23 protein-coding genes and 1 pseudogene are annotated in these 19,696 nt (G+C 41.0%); 18 read left to right on the top strand and 6 right to left on the bottom strand.

What is annotated here, in order from left to right; all coding sequences use genetic code 11:
* The first annotated feature begins 824 nt into the window (after positions 1 to 824).
* The 7 genes from BN6556_RS00415 (at position 825) to BN6556_RS00385 (ending at position 7,895) form a co-directional block, all read left to right on the top strand.
* Complete coding sequence (locus BN6556_RS00415; RefSeq protein ID WP_066185692.1) at positions 825 to 1,601, top strand: ABC transporter ATP-binding protein; 777 nt, start codon at positions 825 to 827, stop codon at positions 1,599 to 1,601.
* On the top strand, positions 1,598 to 2,206 hold the full coding sequence (locus tag BN6556_RS00410) for a hypothetical protein (RefSeq protein WP_066185689.1): 609 nt from the start codon (positions 1,598 to 1,600) through the stop codon (positions 2,204 to 2,206). The genes BN6556_RS00415 and BN6556_RS00410 overlap by 4 nt, the downstream gene beginning before the upstream one ends.
* Positions 2,207 to 2,276: 70 nt before the next feature.
* Complete coding sequence (gene pth, locus BN6556_RS00405) at positions 2,277 to 2,837, top strand: aminoacyl-tRNA hydrolase (protein ID WP_066185687.1); 561 nt, start codon at positions 2,277 to 2,279, stop codon at positions 2,835 to 2,837.
* A gap of 83 nt (positions 2,838 to 2,920) precedes the next feature.
* Positions 2,921 to 3,151: an anti-sigma-F factor Fin gene (locus BN6556_RS00400; RefSeq protein ID WP_066185685.1), complete on the top strand. Its 231-nt coding sequence runs from the start codon at positions 2,921 to 2,923 to the stop codon at positions 3,149 to 3,151.
* A gap of 150 nt (positions 3,152 to 3,301) precedes the next feature.
* Positions 3,302 to 6,835 carry a transcription-repair coupling factor gene (gene mfd / locus BN6556_RS00395; protein WP_066185682.1) on the top strand — a complete coding sequence of 1,178 codons (3,534 nt, stop codon included), beginning with the start codon at positions 3,302 to 3,304 and terminating at the stop codon, positions 6,833 to 6,835.
* A gap of 108 nt (positions 6,836 to 6,943) precedes the next feature.
* The gene (gene spoVT, locus BN6556_RS00390; protein ID WP_066185679.1) at positions 6,944 to 7,480 is read left to right on the top strand and encodes a stage V sporulation protein T; all 537 of its coding nucleotides are present in this window, start codon (positions 6,944 to 6,946) and stop codon (positions 7,478 to 7,480) included.
* A gap of 205 nt (positions 7,481 to 7,685) precedes the next feature.
* Entirely contained in the window at positions 7,686 to 7,895 is a 210-nt protein-coding gene (locus tag BN6556_RS00385) for a hypothetical protein (protein ID WP_130858616.1), read from the top strand.
* An 83-nt stretch (positions 7,896 to 7,978) separates the two neighbouring features.
* Here the strand turns inward: BN6556_RS00385 and BN6556_RS00380 are convergent, their stop codons facing one another.
* Complete coding sequence (locus BN6556_RS00380; RefSeq protein WP_066185674.1) at positions 7,979 to 8,254, bottom strand: hypothetical protein; 276 nt, start codon at positions 8,252 to 8,254, stop codon at positions 7,979 to 7,981.
* Between the two features lie 151 nt (positions 8,255 to 8,405).
* Here BN6556_RS00380 and BN6556_RS00375 point away from each other — a divergent pair, with 151 nt between their 5' ends.
* Positions 8,406 to 8,678: a hypothetical protein gene (locus BN6556_RS00375; RefSeq protein WP_066185673.1), complete on the top strand. Its 273-nt coding sequence runs from the start codon at positions 8,406 to 8,408 to the stop codon at positions 8,676 to 8,678.
* Between the two features lie 337 nt (positions 8,679 to 9,015).
* Here the strand turns inward: BN6556_RS00375 and BN6556_RS00370 are convergent, their stop codons facing one another.
* The gene (locus tag BN6556_RS00370) at positions 9,016 to 9,321 is read right to left on the bottom strand and encodes a hypothetical protein (protein WP_148436625.1); all 306 of its coding nucleotides are present in this window, start codon (positions 9,319 to 9,321) and stop codon (positions 9,016 to 9,018) included.
* A gap of 522 nt (positions 9,322 to 9,843) precedes the next feature.
* On the opposite strand from BN6556_RS00370, the gene BN6556_RS00365 reads away from it, so the two are divergent.
* The 3 genes from BN6556_RS00365 to BN6556_RS00355 all read left to right on the top strand — a co-directional run bounded on the left by BN6556_RS00365 (position 9,844) and on the right by BN6556_RS00355 (position 11,463).
* Positions 9,844 to 10,269 (top strand): hypothetical protein, encoded by a 426-nt coding sequence (locus BN6556_RS00365; protein ID WP_066185668.1) that lies wholly within the window; start codon positions 9,844 to 9,846, stop codon positions 10,267 to 10,269.
* A gap of 43 nt (positions 10,270 to 10,312) precedes the next feature.
* Complete coding sequence (locus BN6556_RS00360) at positions 10,313 to 10,975, top strand: hypothetical protein (protein ID WP_066185664.1); 663 nt, start codon at positions 10,313 to 10,315, stop codon at positions 10,973 to 10,975.
* Positions 10,976 to 11,049: 74 nt separating this feature from the next.
* Complete coding sequence (locus BN6556_RS00355) at positions 11,050 to 11,463, top strand: hypothetical protein (RefSeq protein WP_066185662.1); 414 nt, start codon at positions 11,050 to 11,052, stop codon at positions 11,461 to 11,463.
* Between the two features lie 151 nt (positions 11,464 to 11,614).
* Here the strand turns inward: BN6556_RS00355 and BN6556_RS00350 are convergent, their stop codons facing one another.
* Positions 11,615 to 11,878, bottom strand: coding sequence for a hypothetical protein (locus tag BN6556_RS00350; RefSeq protein WP_066185659.1), 264 nt, complete (start codon positions 11,876 to 11,878; stop codon positions 11,615 to 11,617).
* A 256-nt stretch (positions 11,879 to 12,134) separates the two neighbouring features.
* On the opposite strand from BN6556_RS00350, the gene BN6556_RS00345 reads away from it, so the two are divergent.
* The 4 genes and pseudogenes from BN6556_RS00345 (at position 12,135) to BN6556_RS00335 (ending at position 13,499) form a co-directional block, all read left to right on the top strand.
* Entirely contained in the window at positions 12,135 to 12,533 is a 399-nt protein-coding gene (locus tag BN6556_RS00345) for a hypothetical protein (RefSeq protein WP_066185656.1), read from the top strand.
* Between the two features lie 37 nt (positions 12,534 to 12,570).
* Positions 12,571 to 12,648, top strand: a pseudogene (locus tag BN6556_RS22415) (ATP-binding cassette domain-containing protein); the annotation flags it as partial.
* A 225-nt stretch (positions 12,649 to 12,873) separates the two neighbouring features.
* Positions 12,874 to 13,140, top strand: coding sequence for an AbrB/MazE/SpoVT family DNA-binding domain-containing protein (locus BN6556_RS00340; protein WP_066185650.1), 267 nt, complete (start codon positions 12,874 to 12,876; stop codon positions 13,138 to 13,140).
* Positions 13,140 to 13,499 (top strand): type II toxin-antitoxin system PemK/MazF family toxin, encoded by a 360-nt coding sequence (locus BN6556_RS00335; RefSeq protein ID WP_066185643.1) that lies wholly within the window; start codon positions 13,140 to 13,142, stop codon positions 13,497 to 13,499. The genes BN6556_RS00340 and BN6556_RS00335 overlap by 1 nt, the downstream gene beginning before the upstream one ends.
* Before the next feature lie 467 nt (positions 13,500 to 13,966).
* Here the strand turns inward: BN6556_RS00335 and BN6556_RS00330 are convergent, their stop codons facing one another.
* Both BN6556_RS00330 and BN6556_RS00325 read right to left on the bottom strand, forming a co-directional pair.
* A complete protein-coding gene (locus tag BN6556_RS00330; RefSeq protein ID WP_066185639.1) occupies positions 13,967 to 14,236 on the bottom strand; it encodes a hypothetical protein in 270 nt (89 codons plus the stop codon).
* A gap of 112 nt (positions 14,237 to 14,348) precedes the next feature.
* Positions 14,349 to 14,552, bottom strand: a complete 204-nt coding sequence (locus BN6556_RS00325; RefSeq protein ID WP_066185637.1) for a glutaredoxin family protein — start codon at positions 14,550 to 14,552, stop codon at positions 14,349 to 14,351.
* Positions 14,553 to 14,677: 125 nt separating this feature from the next.
* Between BN6556_RS00325 and BN6556_RS00320 the strand changes: the two genes are divergently transcribed.
* A complete protein-coding gene (locus BN6556_RS00320; protein ID WP_066185635.1) occupies positions 14,678 to 14,857 on the top strand; it encodes a YvrJ family protein in 180 nt (59 codons plus the stop codon).
* A 95-nt stretch (positions 14,858 to 14,952) separates the two neighbouring features.
* Positions 14,953 to 15,819: a YitT family protein gene (locus BN6556_RS00315; protein WP_066185775.1), complete on the top strand. Its 867-nt coding sequence runs from the start codon at positions 14,953 to 14,955 to the stop codon at positions 15,817 to 15,819.
* Positions 15,820 to 16,132: 313 nt separating this feature from the next.
* On the opposite strand, the gene BN6556_RS00310 is transcribed toward BN6556_RS00315, so the two are convergent.
* Complete coding sequence (locus tag BN6556_RS00310; RefSeq protein ID WP_066185633.1) at positions 16,133 to 17,935, bottom strand: cation:proton antiporter; 1,803 nt, start codon at positions 17,933 to 17,935, stop codon at positions 16,133 to 16,135.
* A gap of 207 nt (positions 17,936 to 18,142) precedes the next feature.
* On the opposite strand from BN6556_RS00310, the gene BN6556_RS00305 reads away from it, so the two are divergent.
* Positions 18,143 to 19,687, top strand: a complete 1,545-nt coding sequence (locus BN6556_RS00305) for a putative polysaccharide biosynthesis protein (RefSeq protein ID WP_066185630.1) — start codon at positions 18,143 to 18,145, stop codon at positions 19,685 to 19,687.
* The last annotated feature ends 9 nt before the right edge of the window (positions 19,688 to 19,696 follow it).

Here is a 19,696-nt window from a genome sequence, read left to right as displayed (position 1 = left end):
ATTTAGCAATAAACGTCACTACTAACCAAGGTGCCGGTACTGTGGGTTATGTAAAACGCATTTCTCTGTGGACTGAGTATGACTGTTTGTTATGTGCAAGACAAGTCGCTGTGGGAATATGCTGCGCGTTCCATGGGAGCGGCTTCAGCTAACTAAAAAGAAGAGCACTTTTTAGCGGAGCTTCAGCACGTCATGCGATGCACAAGACGTGCAAGTGCAGGTGTTATGACAGGAAAAGTCATGGGTTTAGCCTGCGAACCGTTTAGGAGTCTCCGCACATTCCCTCCGCTATGTGATAATACTACAATGTTTATCACTGTAAGTATCAAATATCCTAAGTACATCAACTACTATTTATCAGGATGAATATAGTAGTGAGATAAGTGCTTCACACTCTACAACCATTGCATTACTAAATAATGTGCTACATTCAGGTATTGTAACGAACACATGCTAAGGAACGGTTTTTTTATTCATAGGAGTCCTAGCAAGATGAGTGAATCACTCGAAGAAAAAGTTATATGACTACATTGTCGTGTGGTAACTAAGGTTATTCTTTCGTTTAGAACAATTTAGCTGAAGCCGTCCCCATGGTATAGGAAACACGATGAGAGCGTTCTTTGCTTGAATCGCATGTTGACTTATGCCCTGTGGGTAAAAGCGGAGTGGTTGGCCGGAGCGTTAGCCTTGCACACATAACATCTCAAAATAACTACAAGTTACTTTACATAACCCACATTATCGGTAGCCTCTATTTAGCAAAGTTTTGTGTTAACATATTATGTTCTAATATAAGATTTAAGATAGAGCAAAGAGGTGAACGTATGACCATAGCTTTACAGCTTGAACAAGTGACCAAGCAAAGGGATCAATTTATGTTGAAGATTCCTGGCATAACAGTTGAAAAAGGTGAGATTCTCGGTATTATCGGAAACAATGGTGCAGGTAAATCCACGATGATTCAACTGGTGCTTGGATTGATCCGACCGACAAGCGGTGCGATTTATCGTTATATAGAAGGAAATCTGGCTTCTTCGCTACAGGAATGGAAACGCGATGTAGGCTTTGTTTTTGATGATTTATCCGTATATGATGATTTGCATTTATCCAAACTTTCTGCGCTATTAAGCGAGGTTTATACGGGCTGGGATGAAGCCTATTTCTTTTCCATGTTACATACATTTGAAGTGGACGCTAAGAAAAAAGTCAAGAAACTTTCGCGAGGGATGCGTATGAAAGCAGGTATTGCGGTGGCACTTGCACATCATCCCAAGCTATTATTGCTAGATGAACCAACATCCGGTCTGGACACCAAGTCTAGAAAACAAATGATTGCCCTTTTGAAAAAAGAACATAAAAATAGTGGAACCACGATCATTTTTTCTTCTCATATTCTGTCAGACATGGAGCAGCTCGCTACTACCGTATGGTTGATGGACAAAGGAGAAATTCTCCTGCATGGAGCTGTAGAGGAATTGCAAGCGAATCATGTCGTGGCTGATGATGGTACCATACATAAAGACGCCGTTTCCAAAGAAGGAATGAAGCGTGCCACACTGGAGGATTTACATGATTATTACTTAGGTGGTGACGTCGATTGATAACGCTTATAAAGTTCGACCTTTGGCTGATGCGATGGGGCTTGCTTTTTCTTGTTCTGTTTGCCCCGATTGCAGGAACATTTTTTTATACCGATTTTTCTGTAACCGGCTATGTATTAGTTTTTGTTATGAGCTTGTCTCTGACGCAAATGGACGAAAAACAACATGTGAGAAGATTTATGTTATCATTACCCTTGCCACTGCAAGCATTTTTCCGAGCAAGGACTTTAGGTGTGCTCTTTATCGGTGTTGTCTGGTTATTGCTTGAGTCCATCGGTAGATTCATCGGTTTTAGTGATATTACTTTTGCAGATTCATTCATACAAATCATCACAAGATTAGCTACGATGATGGTTCTGGCACCAATCGTCATTGCCATGTTCACTATGCTGTCTCATCCCGTCTTAAAATGGGGACTAACCATTACCGCATATATGGTGACGGTGATGATTGGAGGGTTATTAGGGGCTTTTATGGAAAGTCTGACATACTTAGGAACGATAGGTTATGTATTTATTATTGCCTATCTCCTTCTTGGGGCAGGCATGTGCTGGTTGATTTTATGGCTTGCCAATAAAATTCGGACACGGGGTGACCTTGTTTGATGTTCATGGATCACCTTTTTGTGTTACACTATAACTTAAGAAACTTTAGGAAAAGGAAGTAGTAGGAATTATGAAGTGTATCGTAGGATTAGGAAATCCAGGTTTGAAATATCGCAAGACAAGGCATAACATTGGCTTTATGGTGATCGATGAAATAGCGAAGCGCAATGGCTGGAAACTGGATAAAAGTAAGTTCAACGGACAATGGACCGTAGAGACAGTAGGTACAGAGAAGATTATCCTGCTTAAACCACAGACATATATGAATTTATCTGGCGAATCTGTAAAGCCATTAGTGGACTATTATGACATAGCGCCAGACGAAATAACCGTTATCTATGATGATTTAGATTTGCCTACAGGTAAGATAAGGTTGCGTCAAACAGGCGGACACGGCGGACATAATGGGGTGCGTTCTTGTATTGATCAATTAGGAACCAAACAATTTAACCGCTTGCGATTCGGTATCGGCAGACCAGATGGTCCCATCCCGGTTATTGATTATGTATTAGGAAAGTTTGCCAAGCAAGATCGAGAGTCAGTCGATAAGTCCATCACGATCGCCGCTGAGGCAATGGAGACATGGATGGATAAACCTTTTCCGAAGGTAATGAATGATTACAATAAATAAGGATTGTCTGTTTTTTTTCGTTGCATAGTCTTTGTGAGTAATGGTTAAGCTAGTAGTAAACTCACAAAAAAGGAGAGGCAACGATGACGATCACTTATAAGTGTAAGCACTGTGGAACGAAGATGGCTAGTATTCAGCCACACATGCTCGATTTCGATAAGATTGGCTGGTCTTTTTTATCGGACGAGGAACAGAGGGAGCTGCTTCGTTACCATCCTCAACAGCAGGTGACGCTATTTGCCATTTGCGAATGTTGTCAGCAACTATTAGAACAGCATCCACAATATCATGAAGTAGATCATTTTATTCAATAATATAACCTAGGTAAGAAAGCTTTGGTAGCTTAACCAAAGCATTTTTGCGTGACTATAAGAGAAATGAACCGTATAGCACAAGGCCGAAGCACGAATGTCCTTGTTGCTGCATAAAAGAAACTATCATGTTAGGAGAAGTAGGGGGAGCTTATGTACGAGTTAAAACAAGCCTTGAAGCAGCATGATGATGTCCATTCGGTCATCGATGGTATTGAATCTGGTTTGAAAGAACAGTTAATATCCGGCTTATCTGGTTCGGCTAGAGGAATCTTGGCGACTATATTAGAGGAGTCTACCAAAAAGAAAACATTGATTGTAACACATCAACTCACACAAGCGCAGCAATTATATGATGATATTACGGAGTTTTCCGAGCATGCTCAAGTCTATTTATATCCGGTCAATGAACTATTAGCAGCGGAATTAGCGGTATCCAGTCCAGAGCTACTAAGCCAGCGTATTTCTGCCTTGACCCAATGGCTTTCCAGTGAGGAAGGGATTCTGATTGCGCCTGTCGCAGCTTTGAAGCGAATGTTACCACCGTTAGCCTACTGGAAGGAATACCAGTTGTCGTTTACATTAGGACAAATTTTAGATATAGATCAGGTGTTAACAGAGTTAGTCGATATGGGTTATGTCCGGCAGAACATGACATCAAGTCCGGGCGAATTCAGTTTGCGTGGCGGCATTATTGATATTTACCCATTAACGGAAAAACAGCCGATTCGTATTGAACTATTCGATGATGAAGTAGATTCGATTCGCTATTATGATGCCGAATCACAAAGATCGTTAGAAAAACTAGAGATGGCTCAAGTCTTACCAGCTACTGAATTACTGCTGAAGGAACATGACTTAGTAGCTGCAGCACAGAAACTGGAAGAGGCTCTGTCTTATTCGATCAAGAAAATCAAGAATCAAGCCGATCAGCAAACCTTAACAGAAACGATTCGTAGTGATATCGATCGTCTGCAGCAGGGAGAACGTTTTGAAGGGATGAAAAAATATATGTCCCTTTTCTATGACGAGCATTATAGTTTACTAGATTATCTGCCAGCAGATGGATTGGTAATGCTGGATGAGATGAGCAGGATTCAAGAGACGGCTGCCCATCTCGATGCAGAAGAACAGGAATGGTTCAAAGACCACTTGCAACGGGCCAAAGTGGTACATGATGTGAATTTATCTTTTGATTGGCATGCCGTATGGCAAAGTATGAAACAAACGCGTATCTATATGTCCGTATTTTTGCGTCATATTCCTAATACAGCACCGGCCAACATTGTAAGTATCTCCTGTCGGGCGATGCAGCAGTTTCATGGTCAAATGAACTTATTGCAAAATGAGATGGAACGATGGCATAAGGCCAACTATTCCGTGATTATTTTAGCACCTGACCCTAAACGGATGGAAAAAGTACAATCCGTTCTGGATGATTATCAAATGAACGTGGCGATTCGGGAATCACTCCCGGCATTGCCTATTGAACAGCCAACCGTGACGATTGGAAATATAAGCGGTGGTTTTGAGCTGCCTATGCATAAGTTAGCTATTATTACCGAGAGTGAGTTATTTAAACAACAGACTACCAGAAAGAAACGCAAGCAAAAAATTTCTAACGCCGAACGAATTAAAAGCTATCAAGAATTAAAAGTCGGCGACTATGTGGTACATCAGAATCATGGCATCGGTCGTTATATCGGCATTGAAACATTGGAAATCAATAAGATACACAAAGATTTTATGCTGATTAAATATTCGGGTGACGATAAACTATTTGTGCCGATTGATCAGATCGATTTGGTGCAAAAATATGTTGGTTCCGAGGGTAAAGAACCTAAGATGTATCGCTTAGGCGGCAACGATTGGAAAAAAGTAAAAAGCAAGGTGCAGTCCAAGGTCGAAGATATTGCCGACGACTTGATGAAGCTTTATGCAGAAAGGGAAGCAGCCAAGGGTTACGCCTTTGATGGGGATACAGAATTGCAAAAGGATTTTGAAATGGCCTTCCCTTATCAGGAAACCGACGACCAGCTTCGTTGTGTTGAAGAAATTAAGCAGGATATGGAGAGCGAAAAACCAATGGATCGCCTGCTTTGCGGGGATGTAGGCTATGGCAAGACGGAGGTAGCTATTCGAGCTGCGTTCAAGGCAATTGCAGATGGCAAACAAGCGGCTATCTTAGCGCCAACCACGATCTTGGCACAGCAGCACTATAAGACGGTAATGGAACGATTTCAGGATTATCCGATCAATGTTGGTTTGCTCAGTCGTTTCCGTACTAGAAAGCAGCAAACCGAAACATTAAAAGGCCTAAAAACAGGTGGTGTCGATCTAGTCATCGGTACGCATCGTCTGTTATCCAAGGATGTTGTCTATAAAGATTTAGGTCTGCTTATTGTCGATGAAGAGCAACGCTTCGGTGTAAAACATAAAGAAAAGATCAAGCAATTAAAAACGAATGTTGATGTACTGACGCTTACGGCTACACCGATTCCACGTACATTGCATATGTCGATGTTAGGGGTGCGTGACCTATCCGTCATTGAGACGCCGCCAGAGAACCGTTTTCCGATCCAGACGTATGTGATGGAATATAATGCACCACTAGTGCGAGAAGCGATTGAGCGTGAATTAGCCAGGGGAGGGCAGGTCTATTTTCTATATAATCGAGTAGATTCGATTGAGCGAATTGCCCAGGAAATCCAGGCTCTGGTGCCTGAATCACGTGTGTCCGTTGCGCATGGACAAATGAATGAGACGGAACTAGAGAATGTGATGTTCTCCTTTTTAGAAGGAGAGGCCGACGTACTTGTCAGCACCACCATTATCGAAACAGGCGTGGATATTCCCAATGTCAATACCCTAATTGTTTACAATGCTGACCATATGGGGTTAAGCCAGCTGTATCAGCTCCGTGGACGTGTGGGACGTTCTAATCGAGTGGCTTATGCCTATTTTACCTACAATCAGGATAAAGTCTTAACAGAAGTGTCCGAGAAACGATTGCAGGCCATTAAGGAATTTACGGAATTAGGCTCTGGCTTTAAGATTGCCATGCGCGATCTATCCATCCGTGGTGCCGGTAATATTCTCGGGGCCCAACAGCATGGTTTTATCGACTCGGTCGGCTTTGATATGTACTCGCAAATGCTGCAAGAGGCAGTGGAAGCGAAGAAACAAGGGAAGACAATTGAAGAAGTCCAACCATTTGAGGTAGAACTTGATTTGAAACTAGACGCCTATATTCCTGATTCTTATATTGCGGATGAAAAGCAAAAGGTGGATATGTATAAACGATTCCAATCTATTTATTCCCAAGAGGATATTCAAGACTTGCGTGATGAATTAATCGATCGCTTTGGCGACTATCCAGATCCAGTAGAAAACCTGCTTCAAGTAGCGGCGCTGAAAATGATGCTCAAGAAAGAACGGGTGGAATCGGTGACGGAGCGGAAGCAGACAATGGAGGTCATCATGGAAGAAGAGAGCAGTAGAGCACTCGATGGGGCAAAGTTGTTTGAGTTGGCTAATCAGTATGGCAGAATGATTCAATTAGGCACCGAGCAGCAGAAATTAAAGGTGGATTTCCGTTTTGATAAACAACAATATGCCAAACGTTATGATATATTGGCAGAGTTTATCGAGGCATTAGACGGTATGAAAGCTGCCTCGGTCAGCTAACGGAAAAAAATCCCCGAAAAAAGGTATAGTTTCCATTTTAATTCATCATACTAACCTTACAACATAATTATCTTATGCTGTATGAAGAGAAAGTGAGGTTAATGATGAATGAAAGCAACAGGAATCGTACGTCGTATTGATGATTTAGGCAGGGTGGTCATCCCAAAGGAAATTCGTCGGACACTTCGGATACGAGAGGGAGATCCACTAGAGATTTTTGTCGATCGAGATGGGGAAGTGATTCTGAAGAAATATTCACCCATTAGTGAGCTTGGCGATTTTGCCATAGAATACGCAGAGGCATTATTCGACTCTTTACATGTGTCGGTACTTATTAGTGATCGGGATGAAATCATCGCTGTCGCAGGAGAATCAAAGAAAGATTATTTAGGTAAACATATCTCCAAGCAAATGGATGAGGTAATGGATAAGCGTCAGCCATCCAGCCAATCGAGCTCTACGGAATTAGAAATGGTGGAAAGCAAGGAGGAAACCGTAAGCTCCTATGTGATCCAACCGATTGTGGCCAGTGGTGATCCGATTGGCTGTGTGATCCTGTTCAGCAAAGAGAAAAAAACATTTGGCGAACTGGAAGAAAAAGCGGCCCAAACCGCAGCAACCTTTCTAGCGAAGCAGATGGATTAAAGAAAAAGCCCCTTAAAGTAAGCGGAAAGCTTATGTTTAAGGGGCTTTATGGTGGTTAGGGATGATCACTGTGGCAAGCCAGATACAAGCACTTTTGTGTAAATAATACTAGCTTAATCGAAAGGAAATCGACCCAGCGAGAATGGAACTGCTGTATGGTTTTTTTGATACGTATTTGCAACTAAACGAAGAGGAGGAAAAACAAGTGCTGAAGGAAATCGAGAACCTAGAAAACTTATCGGAAGAGGAGAAAGAAGTGGTCCGTCATCTTCCTAATTCCTATTATGAAATGGGGATGAAAGAAGGACAGCAAGAAATAATTATGAAGTTGCTAGCCAAAGGAATGTCGATCAGTGAAATCGCTGATGTAACAGAGCTTAGTAAGGAGAAAATTAAAAAGCTTGCGAATCAGTAAGCCATCACGTATACGATGAAAAGTGGGTCTGCTGATAGGAAAGAGGCTCACTTTTTTACGTAACACATCGTAATGAGGTGCAATTAGCATACGGAAACTTTTCCTTTGCGTATTTCGGCATTTATCCCATCAATCGTATTTTTCCCTTTCTCACAATTTTGCTTATTTTCCCATTCTACGATATAGTTTCCCCATCTTTTTTGAATCGATAATATTTTTATTTCCCCTGTATTACTCATATGCTCCTCAATAACCGTGTTTACCGCCTCTTCTTTTGAAATCTCAGGTTCTGCATGCCAACGCCAAAATAAAAAGATGGTGATAGCAATGAAAAGTATGATAAATATTATTTTCTTCACAAAACTCCCCCCTATTTCTGGCAGTATTTAAAGCTATTTCAGCTTGAGAAAAACAAACCGTAGAATTAATCCCTTCTTGGGAAGCGTTTACTTATATGATAAAATAGTAGCATAGAAAACGCAACTTTCGGTCAGGAGGGGAGGGGTGAGGATGTTTATAAAACCATTACTTATTGCCAGTATTCTTGGGATTGCTCTGTTATTGGCAACGGGTATACTGAGGAAGGTAAGTGATAAAACCAAGTTGCATATTATCCCTGCCATCCTGGGTGTGTTGACGACAGGTATATTGGGCTATATAGGACTGGTAGAGATACGAGGCTTTGAAGGGGCTGCATATGCTATCTTGGCGATGTATATTCTGATCTTTTCGTTCGTTTCCGTGATGATGGTGGTACTGGGAAAGCCGCGTCTGTCCCAGTAATTTTGTATCATAGATGGCTTAGAGGGAACAAATGATAAACGATTAGGAGGCTATCCCATTCTACTCAAAGGGCAGAGTTACCTAACAAAAACAGGCTTTATTTTCTTAATTATGGGTGCTGCTATTTGGATGGTAAGTGGTCCGTCATTAAGCACAACAGATATGGTTGGCATCATCATGTGCGTGGTGGGAATCATGTTAATGGTGATTGCGAATGTCCTCAAGATAAAGAAATCACGGTAGTCTAAAAATCAGGGCGGTATTCATAATTGAAGGATCATAGCATGGGAAAAAGAGAAATATGGTTCATGAAGAGGTTATGGAAGATAGTCATATATTATTCGCTCTCAAACCACTCGTTATAATTTTTCCATTCCAAGTTCAACTGATCAATATAAGAGACTAGATCGCCAGAGGTAATCTTATACTTTTTTCCACGAACGGAGACATATTTGCTGTCGTAACTAAAGAGGTGAGAGTCATACCCCGTTTCTACGATTAAACTATAATCCAATGAGTCTTTATTGTTAAATAGCGTTCGTCTTAGTTCCATTTCCGGTAATTGACGGAATAGTTTATCGAGGGGCATCTGATTATCCATAGTAGCCACAAGGGTTTCTGTTCTACTTCTGTTCTCTATCATAATCCGTGTTACCTTTTTATCATCCAAGTTATGGATGACCACTTCACGAAACGTAGTTGTGGGTGAGAAGGAACGATTTGAACTACCCCCACTTAATTTTCTAATGAAAATTTGAAGTGGGAGATTCCTGCGAACACCGGTGCATCCACCAGTTTTTTAGCAAGCTAACCCCGTCATCCCAACGGTTCGTGCTTTATATCTTGTACGCCCGACTCGCCACACGTCCTACTTTAGCTTGATTTTCGCAACTTCGGGTCGTGTGGGGCGACTGAACGTTGAAGATTTTACGTTGCAGACGATTTTCCTGCAACAACCTCCTATCTTCAGTTTTCAAAGAGCAACTTACAATCATATCACAGCACAAATGTTCGCTGTTTTCAACTATTTAGGATACTACCGACATTCATCTCCCACCTACTCATCGGGCTATGCCCTTCACATTCCTTGAGGTGGGAGTCTTCTGTCGGAGTTTGATAAAAGAATAGCTAGTAATACGAGCAAACAGACAGCAGAAATAGAGATTTGGCAGGATACGTTGTCTATCAAAAAAACATTCGAACCGTAACCTTGAAGGAAGTGTTTACCGAGAACATTGCTGCCACAACAGACGATATCCAGAGTATAGATATCTATCGAAGGGAAGATTCCGATGATGTTGCATCGAGCCATGCATATATTAAGATTAACGATAAACAAACAATGGAAACCATCATGAAGAAGTCTGCCGATATGACACTAAAGCCAAGCCGTTCATCATCACCCATGAATTATATTATAACCATTCATACAATGACAGAAAAAAAGCCCAATTTTAACGCTCTGGAACAACATCACATGGATTTTGGCGATACGTTTATAACGATGAATCAAAAATCATATGAAATAATAGGAGAGAACAAGTTGAAAGAAGCGATAGAGACGTTAGATCTGGAATGGACACAAGGGTAGAAGCACTCCATCACAAACGCAACATCAATAAGGATGATAAGAAATGAAACTGTTATTTATCTATCTAATCGGCCTACTATTTGGCGCGATATGGTACGCACTTACAAAATATTTTATCCAAGAATCAAACGAAGAAAAAAGAAAAATTATCGTAGGCGGGAGCGGTCTGGTCTTTGTGATTGGTGGATTTATCATTGGTGGATTTGTGGGAATGCCGATCTCATTGATTGGAGCAGGTATCTTCACGGTTGGCTGTTTGTTATGGTTTGTAGGAAATAAATCGTTACGAAAGAAAATAACGCTGGCCGCCATCGTTGTGGTGGCATTAGCAGGTATGTCCTATATAGGCTTGGAAGAGCTTAATGGCCGTAGTTTTACCGTGGCTGCAAAAGAGGAAAGCCTAGATCCTGATTTGAAAACGTATTATGAGCATCTGCAAGAACATCCGGGGATCGAGGGGTTTAAAACTTTCAATACATATGGGGATGACAAGGCGATGATCCTGTCTCTAGGTGAAGAAAAAGCAGGGAATAGTATCGAGGTTTTATCGGTTGAACGTAAGAGTGCTCGAATGATCGTACATGTGCGCACCTTTGAGAACCAGTCCACCGAAGCCAATCCTTCTATTATTATTTTACTGGATTCCTTAGAGCCTAATGTGGACGTTATGGACACCGATGGAACCCTTTATCATGAACTCCCATAAAAAGGTAAAGTCAATTATAGCCAGTGTAGCAGGAGAATCGTTTCTCTTTAATGCTACATGGAGAGGGGATAAACATGTTTATTGTGCTGTGCCTCATTTTACTGCTTTTGCTCGGTTTATTAATTAAGGAATCTGCTATGTTTCATGCATTTATAAAAACGATCGTGGTTTTATATTATATAGTTATTACTCCTATATTCATTATTGGTTATAAACGTATTCGAGATAAATATAATATGAGTGATGGTCTTAATGATGGTCCTGTTATCCCAGAAGGATGGGGGATCAAATCGGATTGGGCATTCTTCTTTAGTTTTGCTTTTATTATTCCTATTTGGTTTCTTGTGATCTTTGTTTTATTTCGCAAAATGAAACCGACGCGAGCGAAAAAAATAGCTGGCTTGATTTTATCGCATGAATTCTACCACATAAACTTCAAGAATATTGTAAGTGTACGCGAAGGAGACGGCAACAAGAAGCAAACATGATATCAGTTGCATGTTGTCTGTTTTATGCTTCGTATATCTATACAAAAGCACATACCATATTAAAAGCAACACAGCGGGTGTTCCTAGAAATACCCATGTGGGGACATCTCATTTGGGAGAGGGAACAAGGTAGTTAGCAATAAACTATACACTATAAAAATACTAGAAAGAAATAAACTGACAAATGCCCCATTTTTAGCAGGGGGATTAATCGTATCTTTTCGGTATCTGGTTTCATACTTAGAAAACGCCAAATATAATCGACAATCCACGACACACTGAATACAAGTGAAACCGCCAATATAAATAAATTGATTGCTCCACCAAACGCCATTCCGAATAAAAAGAAAGAAGTGAAGAAAGATAAGCATACAAGTGCCATAAAATAACCCAAGTGAAAAATTACTAATTTCATCGTATTCGGCCTCCCCCTTTTTAAAAACAATCTTCTGGAGTTCATTTAATCTTGGTATTCTGCAGTTCCTTATCTTCTATGGAAGCGCTATACCATTTATTATAGTTCTAATAACTAAAAATATAAAGCCTGCTTAGCGTTCATCCTTTTTGATATTTATTTCACCAATGTTATGCTGAGGATGAAGTTTACAGGTGAAAATTTGTACTGAATTTGTTAGGGAAGACTACATTCTTATTCCTAGGAGGTTTCTTACATGCAAATCAATAAAGTTGGATTTCGTTGGATCGTTCTCATGGGTAGTATCATACCCATTATCCTTTTTGGGGGAGCTATGTACCTCCCAGTCATAACGGATTGGCTCAAGTTATGGGGGCCGCTATTTCTTGCCGGGGTATTAGCTGTTTATGCCTATACGAAGGGTTTGAAAATAACCTCTTTAGTAGCTCTTACTGTGATCATTCTTAGTGCTGTTTTTATGGTTTTTGTAGCTCTTATGGCAGGTATGGGGGGGGGGATCCACCCGCTTAAAAAAGAAGTAGTTATAAACTTGGAAGAAGTACGATGGAAAAAGGCTTTACATGGAAACGTATTATCGCTAGTACTGTTCTTTGGAATGTGGATTCCGATTTTAGTCCGGCTGCAATCCATTTAATTTTGGTAGGGACAGCAATAAATTTAGTGATAAAGAATATTCATTAGGAATGAAGCAGCGCTTAAATATTGCTCAAGCCTTGTTTGAAAAATCGAATATTATTTTATTAGATGAGTCTAAATACAGAATTATTCACTACTTCATCTCTTTGAAGTTTTTCACGCAATGAACTGAATTTTAACATTCAATGCTTTTGTCCCATAAAAAAGAAGTACTTTCCTACATTGACTGGTTTTTAAGGTAAAATAGAAAGAAAATTAACTTTAACCTTATGTAAAAGGTATCATTTTGAATCATTTTGTATAAACTAGTATATACAAAATGATAAGGATGTGATACAATGGGGGAAAATCATCATAAGGGAGTGTATATGATGTCTGTTACAGCAAAAAAGTGGGGGAATAGTATTGGAGTTCGCATTCCATTCAAAATCGCTCAAAAATATGGTGTGGAAAACGGCACAGAATTAGAAATTTTTGATACTCAAGATGGAATAATGCTCAAAGTATCCAACAGACCTACGTTGGATTCTCTTCTAGCTCAATGTGAGGGAGAAAATCCAGTCGAGGAATTATTTAGTAATACAGTAGGGAAGGAAGAAATATAATGCAAGTACCGGCTAGAGGTGATCTTATTTATTTAGATTTTAATCCACAGGCAGGGACTGAGCAGGATGGAAGAAGACCTGCTCTTGTTTTATCTCCTCAAAAATTTAATCGTATTACTGGCTATGCCACTGTTTGTCCAATTAGTCGAACGCAAAAAAAATGGGGGTTTCATATTTCGATTCCTGAAGGATTAGATATGGAAGGTGTCCTTATTGTGGATCAAATCAAAAATTTGGATTGGAAAACAAGAAATTCGGAGATAAAAGGAAAAGCGCCTAATGACCTTGTTAATAAGGTTGTTCAAGTAGTACATACATATATTTTTGAAGAATATGAAGAAAGAAATGGTGGCTTTTAAATATATTTTTGTATTTTGTTTTTATAATGGTATTTGGTATTTAATAGAGACGAAAGAGTAGAATCCTTATTCTGGTCCTTAACAGAGAACATTTGAATATTTGCGATTCTATCAATTTTTAAAGAAAGGACTATGGATATGAACTATACCATGATTGCTTCTTATGCTATTCGTGTTATGGGTGTTTATTATACCTCTTTTCTTCTGGAATACACCTTAATTGTTCTGTGGAGGCATTATGTTGGCAGCGGATATTGTACAGATATTGGCAATATATAAAACAGATAGAGACGTTAAGACCAAATTACGCTTTAATTGGATAAACACAACAATCATTTGTTGAGGTTTTGTTTCCCGAACTTTCATACTCTGACGCCGAGTCTCTTCAAAAGTTAATATTCATTAACCTTTTTCCCCACTTGATATCTGTCATCTACTTTAAATATGATCTATAAAGTTATATCATACTATTTGGTAAGTGCTACAAGTAATGAACCTAAAAAAGCACCTATTATAATGACCAGTGCAAAAAAAGCATTACTTAGAATTACCCAACCATCAGGGATCAAAAAGATAGATATAATCATGCCCAACACAACTATAACAGTTACTACTATAGGTGGAATCATAAAAGTATATGACTTCTGTTGTTTATTTTTTATACTGCGACAAATAAAGAAGGAAAGGATAACAGATATTAGACCAACTATGAGAAATACTTCTAAGCCATTCATCATTAAAATCGTTCCTTTCTGTTACCTTTATTTTATATTAAGAACTACTGACACACAATTGTTGGTGGAACATCGTGAAGGAAAATGCTTCCCAACGATTGAGTCCTATCATGTATTAGTGGATTAAATCTAACGAATACGAGAGGACTTTAAAAACAGTGAGAGGAGTACCTGTTCCGTCCAGTTCGAAGAATTCCTCTCGATATTGTTCGTTTTTCTGGATATCCTTCTCTACAAAATCCACTCCCAAGCTTTCTAGGAATGCCTTCTGCTTTTGACAGAAAATATATAGGTCTGTTGAATATACGATAATCTCCATTTCTCAGCCCTTCTTTCTAACGATTAAAGAGAAGTGCAGACAATAAAATGAAAGGATGAAGATAAAACCTTTCATTTTCTCCACTTTTTTCTCTTTATTACGTAGGAAGGAAAGGAGGGGAGCGTATGACACCAGAAACAGTTCCTTTGTGGGTAACCTTGATCGGTAATTTTGGCTTTCCCATTGCTATAACGATTTATTTATTTGTACGATTTGAGCGCAAATTAAAAGATCTGGAGTCTGTTATTATCGAGTTATCTCATGTGATCAAGCGGATAGATAAGCAGAATTCTCGCTCGGAATAAACACGTACGGCATCCATGTTTACTATTTTTTCATAAGGTGATACAGTAAGATAGGTTTCTTAACCGTGATTAGTGAAAAGAAAGGAACACAGCAAATGAAAAAGTGGTATACAACGAACGCTTGGAAAGAATATATATACATTATTATCGGGGCAACAATCGTGGGGCTTGCCTATAATATCTTCTTCCTCCCGGCGCGTTTAGCGGCTGGGGGGATTTCGGGGGTCAGTACGATCCTTTATGAACTATATGCCGTAAATCCGGCTATCGTTCAATTGGCGATTAATATCCCGATTTTCTTTATTGGCTGGCTGGCGCTTGGCAAGGATTTTAGCCTGAAAACGTTAGTCGGTACTTTTTGGGTGCCGCTTACGATTTATCTATCTGCTGATATACCGGTTGAGGTGACCAATCCATTTCTCAGTGCCCTATATGGTGGTTTAATTCTTGGGGCCGGTCTCGGCGTTGTCTATAAAGGAAATGGTTCGACGGGTGGTACGGCGGCGATTGCCCAAATCGTTAAGAAGTTTACCGGGATATCCAGTGGTTATTCGCAGTTTATCGTAGACGGGCTGGTTGTGATCACCTCGATGGTGGTATTCAATATCGAGCTCACCTTGTTTGCGTTGATGGCGATCTATATTAGCGGTAAGGCAATTGACTTTGTTCAATTGCGCACCGCCTCGACGAAGCTGATTCTGATTATTACCGAAGAAGAGGAGAAGGTTCAGCGCTTGATTCAGGATGGCATTGACCGGGGCATGACGAAGATTCGCTCGGTTGGCGGCTATTCCAAAATGGATAAGACGATGATTCTTTGTGTCGCGGAACAACCAGAGGCCGTACAGTTAAAAAGGTTGCTGCAGGAAGAAGCACCAGAGGATTTCACCATTTTTATGAATGCCTCTGAAATTCTTGGCAGAGGTTTTTCACTCGAACGTTATTATGGGCAAAAACTATAAAGGAGAGCGGGAAGCTGTCGGCCACCCCGCTCTCCTATTATTTTATATAAATAAGAAATGCACTATCATAGGATTTAAACGTGAACTAATCAGACGATCGATAAGCTGAATTGTGTAAGTTTTTCTAGTCGTTATTTTGAGCGTTAATGTGTATGGGTGCTTTATGATGAACTCAGCCAAATCTTCTTTTTTTCATAGCGTTTGACTCGTACAGGAAAGAACCTAAAAAATGGCTCTATTGTACAAAAACATCTTATAGCAGTTTCCAATCGAGCTTGTCTGAAAGGACTGGGTAAACTTCTCCCTGATTTTTCTACTCAGAGCTACCCTTTCGCAGCACGATCAGCTGATCTCCCTCATCCAGGGTGATTTTACGTCTCAATGTTACAAATTGTACAGCTGTCTTTTCCTTTTTCACGAAAAGAGGAATCGTATCATCTGGTAAGGATTCTCTTTCTATTTTCTCTTTTTGCTGGTATGGCAAGGTTTGTATCGTGTAGCCGGTATTGATTCGTTTATTTAACTCGGTAAAAATCGCCTCTTCATCAAATAGCAAGTGGGCCTTTCTTGCGGTAGGTACCGCGCTTTGTTTCCCTTGTTTATAGTTGCGGTTCGGCAGAGAAAAGGTGTTGTTATAACCAAATCTGGGTGCATACGACTGACTGACGAGCGCATTAAGGGAAGGATCCCCTGTCATCGATAAAATGGTTTCATATGGAGTCAGGTCTACCTCATACTCACTGTGCTCGGCCAGAATATGTCCTTGATGGGTCGGAATTTGTTGGTGAATGGCCGGCAGCAGCTGGGTAGCGGATGGATCGCTGATTAATACAGGGATGCCAAGTTTTTGTAAATGTCCAGCTAGTGCAATCGAAAAGCTGTTAGCCCCAACGATTAGAATTCCGGGTGGTGCATCATTGGCCAGTTTGAGCGCCTTAGCCACCGGCCCTAATGAAAATCCATGCGCGCAGACGGTGATAAACACTAGCGCAAAGGTTAGGGTGGTCAAGAGTTCTGCCCCTTCATGTCCATCATTCAGCAGGTTAGTGGCAAAGTATCCCGAAACAGACAGTGCCACAATACCCCGAGGTGCCACCCAGCCGATCAGCCCTTTTTCTGCATTGGAAAGCTCCGTTCCGAAAGTGGATAGCCAAATTGACAGTGGGCGTACGATAAAGAGCATTACTAGAACAAAGCCAATAATCGGCCATGTAAACATTTCAGCAATCGTCTCTCGGGACAAGGAAGAGGTCAGCAAAATAAAGATGGTCGATGTAAGCAAGACCGATATATTCTCGACAAAATGGCTGACATCATGACCAAGGGACGAGATATAATGCTTTGTCCTCGCAACCGTTAAACCCATTACCGTAACGGCAAGCATACCTGTCTCATGCATGACAACCTCTGCCAGAGTAAAGCAAAGTAATACAAAGGCAATCATAATTGGTGATTTCAAATATTCCGGAAACATGCCTTTGCCAATCATCAAACTGACTAGAAAACCAATCACATAACCGAAAATAATGGCAATCACGGCACTAATAAAAAAATTCAGCATATAATCGGCTTGCAGTGTCTCAGTGGTCAGTACCTTGATGACCTCATAGGCAAACAAGGCAAGCAATGGCCCAAACGGATCGACGATAATCCCTTCCCATTTAAGGACAGCTGCAGTTCGAGGTTTGAGCTTAGCATTGCGGAGTAAAGGAATGATGACCGTTGGCCCAGTTACAATAAATAGCCCGCCAATAATAAACGATATTTCCAGACTCAACCCTGCGATAAAATGAGCCGCAAGTGCCCCGCCAATCCAAGCGAGAAAGGCCCCGAACGTGACAATACGAAAGACGGATTTGGACACCCCTTTAATTTCACGTACATCAAGACTTGAGCTCCCTTCAAATAAGATAATTGCCACGGCAAGGGAGATTAATGGACTATAGAAATTTCCTAGCGCTTCTTGTGGATCAAATAGTCCAAAGACCGGTCCAAGTAACAAACCGGCAATTGACATAATCACAATCGATGGCCACTGTATGCGCCAAGCCAACCATTGTGAGAAGATACCTGCCACCACGATTGCGGCAACACTGATTAATGCGATATTTTCCATATGTACATCTCCCGCTTCTTTTTATGTATGTTAGCAGTTTATCAATTTTACCAAGATTTGTCGCCTATTTTGCAAGACCTTTTAGCAAGGTGGTTTTGTATGTGATATAGTTTCCCTAGTTGCCGGTTTGTTATGCTTTACTTGTAGGAGCGGGTTTCTTTGTATTATGGTATAATGACAATTAATTTAACTTAAAGGAAGTACCGCATGACACGAGTAAAAAAAATCTATACAGGTGCCTTTGCCTTAATGATTGCTGGATTGCTCAGCAAGGTGATTAGCGCCTTTTATCGCATACCTTTACAGAATCTCACGGGGGATGTTGGGTTCTATATGTACCAACAGCTTTATCCGCTCCTTGGGATTGCTTCGATGCTGGCTTTATACGGATTTCCGGCGGCGATTTCAAGATATTTGGCTGAGTGGCCGTCTGCCAAAAATAAACAGAGCTACCGCCGGATTTTATGTATGATGATCGGCTTTTGTGTTGTCATTGCCTTGTTGATCCTTTGGGCCAGTCCGTTGATAGCAGGGATGATGGGGGACGAACAGCTAATCCGTGCGCTCCGACAGCTGGGATGGGTGTTTCTACTGGTTCCTTTTGTGGCATTATTACGAGGGGTGACACAGGCGGGGCACTGGATGGAACCGACCGCTTATTCACAAATGGTAGAGCAATTGTTTCGCGCTTGCTTACTTATTGCGACAGCCATCTTGATTTTCTATCAGCACTTAGCCGTCCACCATATTGCAACGGGCGCGATTGTGGCGACTGGATCGGGTTTGTTGCTGGCCGCTCTGTTTCTATGGCCATTCTATCAGCGCTATACGAGGAAACAGATAGAGCCAAGAACCTCTCTGACTGGGCACAGCTTCCGTTTTTTAGGCCGATCGATCATCTTATCTGGTGTCGTGATTAGTCTTAATCATATGCTGCTGTTAGTCATGCAGTTAGCCGATGCCTTTACCATGGTTCCTGCCTTATCTGCTTATGGGTTCACGTTGGAAGAGGCTAGAGAATGGAAAGGGATCTTTGACCGAGGTCAGCCGCTTGTCCAATTGGTGACGGTTTTGGGCTCTTCACTTGCCTTGGCTCTGGTTCCTCAAGTGACCAGCTTGTCGTGGCAGATGGACCAGCAAGGCACATTGGAAAAAATACGGAGCACGATAAAATATGCGGTCTTATTATCGGTTGGGGCGACGGTTGGTTTGTTGCTGTTACTTCCAGAGATTAATCAGCTCTTTTTTCAAAATCAGAGCGGGACAACCGCATTACGTATCTTAGCGCTTGCGATTCTATTCTCTTCTTTAGCTGTCACCCTTGCCGCGATATTACAAGGATTTGGTTATATGCGATGGACGGCCGCGATTTTGCTCGTTGGACTGCTGCTGAAGCTAGTGTTGAATGATCTATTGATCACCAGGTTGGGAGTGAATGGGGGTGCAGTGGCCACGGTAGTGACGCTCGCTGCTATTGCCTTAAGCTATGATCGCCTATTGCGGGCACGAATCAAGGTAGACCGATTTCGCGTTCTGCCTTGGAAACAACTCTTGCTTGCTAGTGGTGTGATGGCACTACTTTTATACACCCTGCAGTTGCTGCTGCCCGTAGTGGATGATCGGTTTTATTTATTCGTCATTGTGCTTGTAAAAGTGGCAGCAGGAGCAGCTGTCTATGTCTTCGTACTGATCAAAACGGGTGCATTGAATCAAAAAGAGCGAGAACAACTGTCTGTACGCAAGCAGAAATAAATCAGGGGG

Source organism: Gracilibacillus timonensis, assembly GCF_900086715.1.
GTDB lineage: Bacteria > Bacillota > Bacilli > Bacillales > Amphibacillaceae > Gracilibacillus > Gracilibacillus timonensis.
This window is presented reverse-complemented; position numbering and strand designations above follow the sequence as displayed.